Origin of the sequence: Nannocystis sp. RBIL2 (genome assembly GCF_026626745.1) — a bacterium.
Taxonomy (GTDB): Bacteria; Myxococcota_A; Polyangia; order Nannocystales; family Nannocystaceae; genus Nannocystis.
This window is the reverse complement of sequence record NZ_JAPNJW010000002.1, coordinates 6,074,686-6,086,734: the sequence shown is the minus strand read 5'-3', so window position 1 is coordinate 6,086,734 and position 12,049 is coordinate 6,074,686. Positions and strand designations below refer to the sequence as shown.

The window sequence follows — 12,049 nt, the reverse complement described above, 5'->3', positions numbered from 1 at the left end:
CCATGACCGCGACTCCTCGCACGCCCGACGCCGACGTCCACCCCATGTTCCTCGACCGCTGGTCGCCGCGCGCGTTCCGGCCCGAGCCGCTGACCGACGCGCAGCTCGCCAGCCTGTTCGAGGCCATGCGCTGGGCCCCGTCCAGCTACAACGAGCAGCCGTGGATGGTCGTGTACGGCCACGGCCCCGGCACCGACGATCACAAGCGCGTGCTCGGCTGCCTCGTCGCGTTCAACCAGTCGTGGGCCCACAACGCCCCGCTGGTGATGATCCTGTTCGGTCGCCGCCGCTTCGCCGCCTCCGGCAAGGCCAACCGCCACGCCGGCTTCGACTGCGGCAGCGCGTGGATGTCCCTCGCCCTGCAGGCCCGCGTCCTCGGCCTCTACGCCCACGCGATGGCCGGCTTCGACGAGGCCAAGACCTACACTGAGCTCGGCGTCCCCGAGCCCGACTTCGAGGCGATGGCCGCGATCGCCGTCGGCGCCCCCGGCGACCCCGAGACCCTCCCCGACAGCCTGCGCGCCCGCGAAGGCGCCAGCGCCCGCGTCCCCGCCGCCAGCTTCCTCCACCGCGGCCGCTTCAGCCCCGCCGGCTGACCTGACCTTCGGGACTTTTTTTAAAAGAAAGAACTCGACCCGCGAGACAGCCACCGCGAAGTCGGCGGCTGTCTCTTTGGACATCTCACACCGGACGCCGACTCACCTGCCTCCGTCGCCGCCGCTCGACCGAGCTGCCCCGAGCCCGTGAGCGGGCCACCCGCGTCTCCCCCGGGAATAACCCTCGCAAACCACCTGTCCCTCGAAACAGGTCCCTGCCCCGCACTTCCCCGCGGGTGGACGCAGACCTCTACGTCGCGCCATCACCGCCGAAGCACGCTTGCGAGCGTCCCGTGCGCTTCACCTCACCGCTGCCTGCCCGGCGCCGGCGGCGACCTTGACCCTCGCCGACGCGTGCGCATGGTGGCTTCATCATGCAATGGTCATGGTCGCTTGGCCGACTGTTCGGCATCGAGACGCGGGTCCACGCCTCCTTCGTCCTCGTGCTCTTGTGGGCGGTTCTGAGCAGCTATGGCGGCGGTCCCGCCGCCGTCGTCTACGGCCTCGCCTTCCTGCTGGCGGTGTTCGCCTCGGTCGTGGCCCACGAGTTCGGCCACGCCCTGACCGCGCGCAGCTTTGGGATCTCGACCCGGCAGATCTTGCTCCTCCCGATCGGCGGCGTCGCCCAGATCGACGGCGCCCACATGCCTCCGCGTGAGGAGTTCATGGTCGCCCTCGCCGGACCGGTCGTCAGCTTCCTCCTCTCGGGCCTGTTCTTCGCCCTCTCCGCGCTCACCGGCGACTCCACGCCGCACTCCTTCCTCGGCGCGCTCGCGTGGGCCAACCTCGGCCTCGGCGCCTTCAACCTGCTGCCGGCCTTCCCGATGGATGGCGGCCGCGTCTTCCGCGCCCTGCTGTCGGCGCGAATGGGCCCGCTGCGCGCCACCGAGATCGCCGCCGCCGTGGGCAAGTTCGCCGCCGTCGGCCTCGGCGCCTATGCGATCGCCAGCGGTCGCACGATGATGACCGTCGTCGCGATCTTCCTCTGGTTCGCGGCCAGCGGTGAAGCGGGCCTCGCCGCCCGTCGCTACTCGCGCGGCCCCGACGACCCCGCGCTGTGGCGCAGCACCAGCGGCTTCCCGCGCAAGAGCGGTCGCGGCTACTGAGCCCTCGCGCGTCTCGCCGACCTCGCAGCGCCACTGGCACGACTCGCCGCGCCCGCAGTGAGCGCGGCGAGTCAACGCGCCTGCCCGCCCACGCCCGTAGACACGCTCTGCGGGCATCAAGGACCGCGCCCACGGCCGGGGTCCCCGACGCTTCGGAACGTCGTCTACGGCCCCCACGGCGCGCGCGAGGCCGGCTGATACCCTCGCCGCATGTCTCAGCCCGCGCGCCTCTCCGCGGCCCTCCTGTTCGCCTGCGCCTGCAGCCCGGGCGGCGGCGACGGCACCGACTCAAGCCCGATCACCGGCACCACCTCCGCCGCGTCCACCGACGAGCCGACCACTTCGACCACGAGCTCGTCGACCACCGGCGATGAGCCTGTCTCTTCGACCAGCTCGAGTACCACCACCGGCACCACCGCCGAGCCGCTCACCACCACCGGCACCACCGGGGACAGCCCGGTCGCGCCCACGGTCATCCTCCCGCGCGCCTCGATCCAGCCGGAGGAGCTGGCCGTCCTCGCCAACGACCAGGACCCGCAGTCGATGGCCGTCGCCGCGCACTACATGGCGGCGCGCGGCTTGCCCGCGGACAACCTCGTCGTCCTCAGCTTCGCCCCGCCCGGCGACGCGCTCGCGGCCGACGTCTTCGCCGGTCTCAAAGGACAGGTCGACGCCGCCCTCGGCCCCGACATCCAGGCTCTGGCGATCGCGTGGACGAAGCCCTACCGCGTCGACTGTCAGTCGCTCGTCAGCGCCTTCGCGCTCGGCCACGACCCTGCCAAGTACTGCAGTCAGCCGTGCAGCGAGACCGCGCCGAGCGGCTACTACGATTCGAGCTCGCTGCGCCCCTTCACCGATCTCGGCCTGCGGCCGGCCATGCACCTCGCCGGCACCTCGCTCGAGAACGTGCAGGCGCTGATCGACCGCGGCGTCGCGGCCGACGCCACCGCGCCGAGCGGCACCGGCTACTTCGTGCGCACCACCGACACCGCCCGGAGCGTCCGCTGGCCCTCCTTCACCGCCACGGTCGACCAGTGGAGCCCGGAGCGGATCGCCATGGAGTACGTCGACAACGCCATGGGCATGGGCTCGGACGCGCTCGATGGCAAGGTCGACATCCTCTTCTACTTCACCGGCCTGGCCGACGTGCCCGGGATCGCCACCAACACGTACCTGCCCGGCGCGGTCGCGGACCACCTCACCTCCTACGGCGGGCAGATCTGCGACAGCGGGCAGATGAGCATCTGCCGCTGGCTCGAGGCCGGCGCGACCGGCAGCTACGGCACCGCGACCGAGCCGTGCAACTACCCGCAGAAATTCCCGGAGACCCAGGTGTTCGTGCCGCACTACTGGCGCGGCGAGACGCTGATCGAGGCCTACTGGAAGTCGGTGAGCTGGCCCGGCGAGGGCGTGTTCGTGGGAGAGCCGCTCGCGCGCCCCTACGCCGGCGCGACCGTCGAGTTCGACCCCGACACGCTGTCGCTCCAGATCCGCACGAGACAGTTCGCGCCGGGCGTCACCTACACCGTCGAATCGGCGCCGAGCGAGCAGGGGCCGTGGACGGTGTCGAGCGAATTTACCCCGCCCGCCGACGCGATCCACGAAGTCGACATCCCCGACGCGACCGAACCCTTCTACCGGATCGTCGGGCCCGGCTGAACTACTGACATTTGTGTCATTGCGCCGGTGTTTCACCGCCTCGCGCGACGCTTCCGCACGCCTCCGCGGCGATCCAGGGGCGTCGCCCGCGACGCTCATGAAACATCGTTATTGACAGGACTTACTTATGCAGCTCGAAGAGAAGTGGCTCGTCCGCACCCCGCGCGCCGAGGGCGCGCTGCGCCAGAAGGAATGGTGGTTCTCCGACCTCCACGACCCCCACGCGCAGGTCTACATGAGTTGGTCGTTCGCGCGCGCGTTCGCGGTCGACAAGTTCCGCCTGTGGTTGTGCGACCTCGCCGGTGACGAGAGTTGGTCGGTCGACCACAACCTCTACCTCGACCGCGCCCAGGCCCCTGGCGTGCTCGACCTGCGCCACCGCGGCGCCGTCGACCTCGAGTACCGCGGCGACGGCGACGGCCGGGCGGTGTTCCGCGCGCGCACCGCGGACCTGCGGGTCGACCTCGAGATCCGCCGCGAGGGCCTGCCGTTCACCCGCCGCGACAACTACTTCCGCTGCAGCTACGCCCTGCTCCACCGCTTCTTCAACCGCGTCAGCGGCGAGATCGAGGCGTTCGGGCGGCGGTTCGCCGTCGACACCGCGCGCTCCTACTACGATCATTGCTTCGGCGTCGTGCCGCGGCGCGCCTCCTGGCAATGGCTCGCGGTGCAAAATGACGACATCGCGCTGGCCTCACTCGTCAACCACGGCGCTTATGCCCAGCGCTACACCCAGGTGTACTGGCGCGGGGCGTGGCACCGGCTCGACCCCGACGTCGACTTCGATTACGACCGCGACGACCTCACGGCGCCCTGGCGGGTCCGTTCGCGGGAGCTCGACCTGGTCGTGCGGCCGCGCCGCGTCCATCGCGACCGGGTGACGATTCCGCCGCTCGTGCCCTTCCTCGTCGATCTTCAGCACAATGAACTGTTCGTCGAGGTCGAGGGCGAAATGCGGCTGGGCGGGGTCTCCGTGCCTCTTCGGGGCCTCACCGGGGTCGCCGAGGAGCACGACGGACGCTGGTGAGAACGGGCGCAAGCGTGTTCGGGACGCCCCTGATGATCCGCCCGCCGCACTGTACATACATGTGCTCTCGCTGCAGTGTTCACATGACATTCAGAATGATCACAGCAGACAGCGATCAGCGCTTGTCGGCGGCGGCGGCGCCTCGGTACTGTGACTGCGATGGAAACTCGCAATCTGTGCATCAGCTCGCTCGTCACGCTCCTCGCCATAGGCGGCACCATTGAGTCCGCACACGCCGCGCCCTCCTTCACCGCCTTCGAGAGCGGCCAGGTGCGCCCGCTGGCGATGAACCCCAGCCGGACCCGACTTTACGCGGTCAATACCCCCGACAACCGGCTCGAGGTCTACAAGATCAAGAATAGCGGCGCCCTCGAGCACGAGGCGTCGGTACCCGTCGGACTCGAGCCCGTCGCCGTCGCAGTGCGGAGCGACGACGAGGTGTGGGTCGTCAACCATCTTTCGGACAGCGTCAGCATCGTCGATGTCGACAGCGCTACCCCGTATGTCAAGCGCACCCTGCTGGTCGGCGACGAGCCGCGGGATATCGTGTTCGCCGGGCCCGGCAAGTCGCGGGCGTTCATCACCGCGGCGCACCGCGGCCAGAACGCCCCGTTCGACCCCAAGCTCACCACCCCGGGGATCGGCCGCGCCGACGTGTGGGTCTTCAACGCCAACAACCTCGGCAACAGCCTCGGCGGCACCCCGCTGACGATCGTCAACCTCTTCAGCGACGTCCCGCGCGCCCTGGCCGTGTCGCCGAACGGCAGCAAGGTCTACGCCGCCTCGTTCGTGTCCGGCAACCGCACCGCGGTCGTCGCCCTCGCCGTGATCCCCGACGGCGGTCAGGCCGTCGGCGGCATCCCGTTGCCCAACACCAACCACGCCGGCATCCCCGAGCCGGACATGAGCCTCATCGTCAAGTACGACGGCTCGCACTGGGTCGACGAGATCGGCCGCTGGTGGGACAGCAAGATCAAGTTCAACCTGCCCGACAAGGACGTGTTCGTCATCGACGCCAACGCGGCCACTCCGGCGGTCCTGCCCGGCAATTCAGGGTTTTACCGCAGCGTCGGCACGGTCATCTTCAACATGATCGTCAACCCGCTGAGCGGGAAGGTCTACGTCAGCAACACCGAGGCGCGCAACGAGGTCCGCTTCGAGGGCCACGGCGACTTCGCCGGCACGACCGTCCGCGGCCACACCGTCGACAACCGCATCACGGTGCTCGGCGGCTCGGGCTCGGTCCAGCCGCGCGACCTCAACAAGCACATCGACCGCGACGACTGCTGCGGCGCGATCCCCAACGACACGGGCGCCCTCAGCGTCTCGCAGACCCTCGGCATGGCGATCACCGCCAACGGCCGGACCCTCTACACCGCCGTCCTGGGCAACGACAAGGTCGTGCTCTACGACACCGGCGACCTCGAGAGCGACGACCACTGGCCCGACGAGATCGATCAGATCGCGGTCAGCGGCGGCGGCCCGACCGGCCTGGTGCTCGACGAGTACCGCGACCGCCTGTACGTCCTGACCCGCTTCGACAACGGCATCTCGATCATCGACACCGACGACCGCGAGGAGATCGCCCACGTCACCATGCACAACCCCGAGCCGGCGTCGCTGGTGGCCGGCCGCCGCTTCCTCTACGACGCCGCGCTCACCTCGAGCAACGGCGACCAGGCGTGCGCGTCGTGCCACATCTTCGGCGACAAGGACGAGCTCGCGTGGGACCTCGGCGACCCCGACGGCGACGTCACCGACCCGCCGAACATCCTCAAGGACGAGTTCTTCGACTTCCAGGTCCCGTTCCACCCGAACAAGGGGCCGATGACCACCCAGAGCCTGCGCGGCCTGGCCAACCACGGGCCGATGCACTGGCGCGGCGATCGCAACGGCGAGGGCCAGGGCACCAACGTCCAGCCGAACGGCGGCGCCTTCAGCGAGGTCGCGGCCTTCAACGCCTTCAACGTCGCCTTCGAGGGCCTGCTCGGGCGCGACGGGCCGCTGACGGCCCAGCAGATGCAAGCGTTCACCGACTTCCAGCTGCAGGTGATGTACCCGCCGAACCCGATCCGCGCGCTCGACAACAGCCTCAACGCCGACCAGGCCGCCGGCCGCGACTTCTTCGTCAACGTCGAGACCTTCTCGTTCGTGCCCGAGCGCAAGTTCACCTGCGAGGGCTGTCACCGCCTCGACCCGACCGCCAACCCGACCGACCCGCACCCCGGCTTCTTCGGCAGCGACGGCGAGATCGTCGGTGGCGAGTTCTCGCAGACCTTCAAGATCCCCCACCTGCGCAACATGTACACCAAGGTCGGGACCTTCGGCTTCCCCGCCGGCGACCCCGTCTTCAACGACCCGGTCGCCAGCGCCTTCTTCGACGACGCGCACAAGGGCGACCAGATCCGCGCCTTCGGCTACACCCACGACGGCTCGAAGGACACGGCGATGCGCTTCTTCAACGCCTTCGTCGCCACGCCGGTGACCCCGAACGGCTTCACCAACTTCGAGCAGATGCGCCAGGTCGCCGAGTTCACGTTCGCCTTCGACACCAACCTCAAGCCGGTCGTCGGCCAGCAGATCAGCCTCACCGCGAGCAACGGCGCGGTCGTCGGTCCGCGCATCAACCTGCTGCGCCAGCGCGCCGACACCGGCGACTGCGACCTGGTCGCCAAGGCCCACGTCGGCGGCCAGGAGCTCGGCCTCTACTACTCGGGCGGCAGCTACGTGACCAGCTTCTCGGCGATCCCGCCGCTCAGCGACGTCGCGGTGCGCCTGCTGGCCCAGACCGGCAAGCCCGTCACCTACACCTGCACCCCGCCCGGCTCGGGCTTCCGCCTCGGCGTCGACCGCGACGGCGACGGCCACCGCGACGGCGACGAGCTGCTGCACCTCAGCGACCCGGCCGACCCGAACGACACGCCGTGAGTTCGCGGCGCGAATACGACATGTCCTTCGGGACACCTAAAATGTCTCTCGGGACACCTCGCGCCGGATCGCGCGAGCCTGTCCCGAGAGACATATAGGAGAGCCTCCGCCGACCGCGCCGCGCAGGTGCGCGCCTGTTCAGGCGCGCGCTGACGGCGCGAGAACGCACCTTTCGTCGCCTTCACCGCCGGGGGGCCGCGAGCTGATATCCTCGGCCTGTGATCCTCGACCCTCAGCTCGCCCGGTTGGCTGAGTGGTTCGCGGCGCTCCAGGGACGGGCCGGCGAGCTGCTCGACCAACGTTTGCGCGGAGATTGCCTCGGCGGCCTGGAACAGGTCGCGTTGACGCTCGAGCAGCAGATGCACCCGCCGCAGGCGCCGGAGGAGACGCTCGTCACCCTGGCGGACGACGACAACCGGCACCCGCTGTCGCGGACGCGCTGGCGCACCGTGCTCGAGCACGAGATCCGCCCGGCCATCCACGCCGCGCGCGACACCCTCGCCGCCACCGCGTCCTCCTTCGACGGCGGCATGGCGGCCGCCGGCCTCCTGACCGATCTCGCGCGCACCATCGCCGAGGAGCCCGAACTGTACTTCCTCGATCGCTCCGCCGAGGACTCCGCCGCCGCCAAGGCCGGCCCGGTGCAGATCGCGGTGCCGCTGCGCCGCTGGCTCGAGGAGATGTTCGCCGAGCCGGTGCGCGGCCTCGTCATCGAGCTCACCCGCCGCGCCGCCGCCCTCGCCCGCGCCGCCGCCGCCGAGCTCGAGCGCATCGAGACCGTCCTCGACTACCACCTCTTCATCGTCGAGGACAGCCGCGAGGTCGAGGCCCGCGACGAGTCGGCCCACACCGGCCTCGGCCACGCGATCCGCCTGGTCCGCACGCTGTCGGAGCGCAGCGCTCGCGACGTCCGGCGCCTGTTCGTGTGGTTCGTCGGCGAGAGCTCCGCGCGCATGGACGACGCCCTCGCCCCGCTGCGCACGCACCGACCCGACGAGCTCATGCAGCAGCTTGAGGCGCGGGTCGCCCGGTCGCGGCCGTCGTGGTTCCGGGCCCAGCGCGACCGCGCCCGCTTCGGCGCCTCGGCCCTCTACACCCGCGCCGCGCCGCTGGTCCGCGAGCTGGCTCAAGACGTCCGCCGCACCTTCACCGGCGAGGGCCCGCGCGTCGGCTACTGGGACCTCCTGATCGCTGGAAACGACCGCGCCGACAGCCTGCCCGCGATCTACCGCCGCCTGTTCGGCGAGGTCCCGCTCGGCCTGTCCGATCTCTACCAGCCGCGCCCGCGCCTCGAGGCCCCGTGCCGCAAGGTCTTCGAGACCTGGCTCGAGGGCCGGCGCACCGCCCTGCTCGTCACCGGCGACCGCGGGGCCGGCAAGCGCACCCTCGTCAACCGCGTGCGCGCCGAGCTGCACGGCGAGCTGCCGATGCACTGGATCTCCATGGGCCCGCACCTGGCCAGCGAGGCCCGCCTGTGCGCCGCCCTGAGCGAGGTCACCGGCGCCCCCTACGCCGCCAGCTTCGCCGAGTTCGCCCGGGTCGTCCCGCTGGTCGGCAAGCGGCGCGTGCTGATCCTCGAGAACGCCGAGCAGCTGTTCGTGCGCACCCCCGAGGGCCTCGCGCGCATGCAGGCCTTCCTCGACATGGTCCGCGTCACCGACGAGGCCATGCTGTGGATCGTGCTGATGGCCGCGCCCGCCGCGACGCTGCTGGAGACCTGCCTGCGCCTGCCGCTCTACTTCGGCCAGGTGGTCGAGGTGCCGGCCGAGTCCGGTCGCTTCATCGAGAACATGATCCGCTCGCGCCACCGCGTCAGCGGCTTCGGCCTGCGCTTCCGCGAGCGCCGCGCCCCCGCGCTGCAGCGCCTGCGGCGGCCCTTCACCCGCGCCGACATGCTGCCCGACCCCGGCGAGGAGTGGTTCGCCGATCTCGAGCGCATGTGCGCCGGCAACCTGCGTCAGGCCCTCGACTACTGGCTGCTCTCGGCCCGCCTCGACCTCAAGACCGAGCACGACATCCTCGTGCGTCCGCTGCCGCGCCGCCGCGGCACCGCCCTGAACGACCTGTCGCTGTCGCAGCGACAGGTGCTGGTCAGCCTGGTCCAGCACGGCGCGCTGACCGAGGCGCAGCTGCAGGAGATCGTGCGCAGCGGCGGCGGGATCGGCCCCGAGATCGACGACCTGCGCCGCCGCCACCTCGTCGATCAGGGCGGCCCCGGCGGCTTCCTCACCCTCCGGCCCACCGCCGTCGGCCCCGTCACCCACGACCTGCGCTGGCGCAGCATGATCTGACTCTTCAGACCTGTCCTGTGCACCATGGTCTTTGAAACAGCCGCAACCCTGCTGACGGACGGGGCCGCCGAGGCCGGCGCGGCCGGGCAGGCCGTCCTCAAGTCACTCGGGCACCACGCCGTGTTCCTGCTGCTGCTGCAGCTGGCGGTGCTGCTGGCGACCGCGCGGCTGCTCGGCGAGCTGCTGCGCAAGCTCAAGCAGCCGGCCGTGATCGGCGAGCTGGCCGCCGGCGTGCTGCTCGGTCCGTCGGTGCTGGGCGCGCTGGCGCCCGAGCTGCAGCATTACGTCTTCCCGCGCGACCAGCACCAGGCCGACCTGCTGTCGGTGGTGTCGTGGCTCGGCGTCCTCTTCCTCATCATCGTCACCGGCCTCGAGACCGACATCGGCCTCATCAAGCGCCGGGGCAAGAGCGCGCTCCTGATCTCGAGCTGCGGGATCACCATCCCGCTGCTCGCCGGCGCCACCTTCGGCTGGTACCTGCCCGAGGTCTACCTGGCCGACCCGAGCAAGCGGCTGGTGTTCGCCCTGTTCATGGCGGTGTCGATGAGCATCTGCGCGGTCCCGGTGATCGCCAAGGTGCTGATGGACCTCAAGCTGATCCGGCGCGACATCGGCCAGCTGATCCTCGCCTCGGCGATGACCGACGACACCGTCGGGTGGATCCTCCTCGCAGTCGTCGCCGGCCTCGCCACCGCCGGGCAGGTCGACCCGGTCTCCGTCGCCCAGGCCGTGGGCGGCGCGCTGGTGTTCCTCGGCCTGATGCTCACCGTCGGCGTGCCGATCGTCGCCCGCATCATCTCTGGCGTGGACCGGCGGATCGGCGGCGTCAACGCCCAGACCTCGCTGGTCATCGCCCTCGCGCTCGGGGCCGCCGCGCTGACCCACCAGATGGGCATCGAGGCGGTGCTGGGCGCCTTCGCCATCGGCATCCTCGCCGGTCAGGCGCCGCGGTTCCGCCGCGAGGTCGGCCACACACTCGAGGTCGTCACCGCCAGCTTCCTCGCCCCGATCTTCTTCGCCTCCGCCGGCGTCAAGGTCGACCTCGCGCGGCTCGCCAACCAGGAGGTCGCGCTGGTCGGCCTTGGCGTGCTCGGCCTCGCGTGCGCGTGCAAGATCACCGGCGTCTACGTCGGCGCCGCCTTCGCCCGCCTGTCGCACTGGGAGCGGCTGGCCATGGGCTTCGGCATGAACGCCCGCGGGGCCATGGAGATCGTCGTCGCCACCGTCGGTCTCGGCCTCGGCATCCTCACGATCGAGCTCTACTCGATCATCGTCATGGTCGCGATCGTGACCTCGATGATGGCGCCGCCGATGCTGCGGTGGGCGCTGTCGCGGGTGAAGATGGGCGAGAGCGAGGCCAAGCGGCTCGAGGCCGAGGCGATCGCCGCCAACAGCTTCGTGCGGCAGATCCGGCGCGTCCTCCTGGTCAGCCGGCACGCGCACAGCGTCGACCTGCCGGCGCAGATCGTCGGCTACCTCAGCCACGAGCAGCCGATCGAGGTGACCGCCGTGTACGCCCGCCCGCAGGCGGTGAAGACCTCGTGGTGGCAGTTCTGGAGCCGCCGCGGACGCCGTTACGCGGCCGTCGGCGCCAAGGCGCTCGAGCGGCTCGCGCGGCCGCTGCGGCTGCTCAAGGGCTCGCGGCCCGAGCTCAAGATCATCAGCGACGCCGACCCGGCCGAGCAGGTGCTGACCGAAGCGCACCGCGACTACGAGCTGCTGGTGCTGGGCGAGGTCCACCGCGGCACCGAGTCGCTGTTCGGGCCGATGGCCGACCGCATCATCCACAAGGCCCCGTGCCCGACCCTCATCGTGCGCGAACCGGCGCGCGAGCTCGGACCCGGGCAGCCGAACCTGTACCGCCTGTGGTCGCCGCGGAAGATCCTCGTGCCCACCGTCGGCACCGAGTACAGCAAGAACGCCGTCGAGCTCGCGGCTGTCCTCGCGGCCAGCACCAAGGCCGAGGTCACGATCCTTCACATCTCGCGCACCGGCTCGAACGACGTCGAGACCGCGCGGCCGCACGAGATCGGCGCGCAGATCGTCGCCCGCGAGGCTGAGCGGGCCAAGAAGTTCGGCGCCAGCGTCGAGACCGTCGTCATCGAGGGCGTCAGGCCCGAGGAGGACATCGTCCGCCTCGCCGCGCAGGGGAGCTTCGACCTCATCGTGCTCGGCAGCAGCCTGCGCGCCGTCTCGACCCGCGCCTTCTTCGGCCACCGCGTCGAGAGCGTCCTGAAGCACGCCCCCTGCCCGGTCGTGCTGCTCAGCGCCGGCTGACTTTCGCCTGGCGGCTCGAAATAGCGCCGCTGCGGCGCGCTCCACGAAGACCTCTTCGTGATACACCGAAAGGGCAAGAATCACCGTCGCGAGGGTCTCGCCGGGGACCTCGCGCTTCGACCTCTCCCGGACGCGTCCTGAGCGGACCCAAGGGACCTGTGACCG

Annotated in this window: 7 protein-coding genes; all 7 read left to right on the top strand. The window is 70.6% G+C overall.

Annotated features, from left to right (window positions below; genetic code table 11):
- Window positions 1-2: 2 nt before the first annotated feature.
- The 7 genes from OV090_RS48915 to OV090_RS48885 all read left to right on the top strand — a co-directional run bounded on the left by OV090_RS48915 (window position 3) and on the right by OV090_RS48885 (window position 11,884).
- Window positions 3-596 carry a nitroreductase family protein gene (locus tag OV090_RS48915; protein WP_267712022.1) on the top strand — a complete coding sequence of 198 codons (594 nt, stop codon included), beginning with the start codon at window positions 3-5 and terminating at the stop codon, window positions 594-596.
- 374 nt (window positions 597-970) lie between these two features.
- Window positions 971-1,702, top strand: a complete 732-nt coding sequence (locus OV090_RS48910) for a site-2 protease family protein (protein ID WP_267712021.1) — start codon at window positions 971-973, stop codon at window positions 1,700-1,702.
- A gap of 210 nt (window positions 1,703-1,912) precedes the next feature.
- Window positions 1,913-3,361 carry a TIGR03790 family protein gene (locus OV090_RS48905; RefSeq protein ID WP_267712020.1) on the top strand — a complete coding sequence of 483 codons (1,449 nt, stop codon included), beginning with the start codon at window positions 1,913-1,915 and terminating at the stop codon, window positions 3,359-3,361.
- 127 nt (window positions 3,362-3,488) lie between these two features.
- Window positions 3,489-4,388: a DUF2804 family protein gene (locus OV090_RS48900; RefSeq protein ID WP_267712019.1), complete on the top strand. Its 900-nt coding sequence runs from the start codon at window positions 3,489-3,491 to the stop codon at window positions 4,386-4,388.
- Between the two features lie 159 nt (window positions 4,389-4,547).
- The gene (locus OV090_RS48895; RefSeq protein ID WP_267712018.1) at window positions 4,548-7,316 is read left to right on the top strand and encodes a beta-propeller fold lactonase family protein; all 2,769 of its coding nucleotides are present in this window, start codon (window positions 4,548-4,550) and stop codon (window positions 7,314-7,316) included.
- Between the two features lie 218 nt (window positions 7,317-7,534).
- Window positions 7,535-9,607, top strand: a complete 2,073-nt coding sequence (locus tag OV090_RS48890; RefSeq protein WP_267712017.1) for a hypothetical protein — start codon at window positions 7,535-7,537, stop codon at window positions 9,605-9,607.
- 24 nt (window positions 9,608-9,631) lie between these two features.
- On the top strand, window positions 9,632-11,884 hold the full coding sequence (locus OV090_RS48885) for a cation:proton antiporter (RefSeq protein WP_267712016.1): 2,253 nt from the start codon (window positions 9,632-9,634) through the stop codon (window positions 11,882-11,884).
- Window positions 11,885-12,049: the final 165 nt, after the last annotated feature.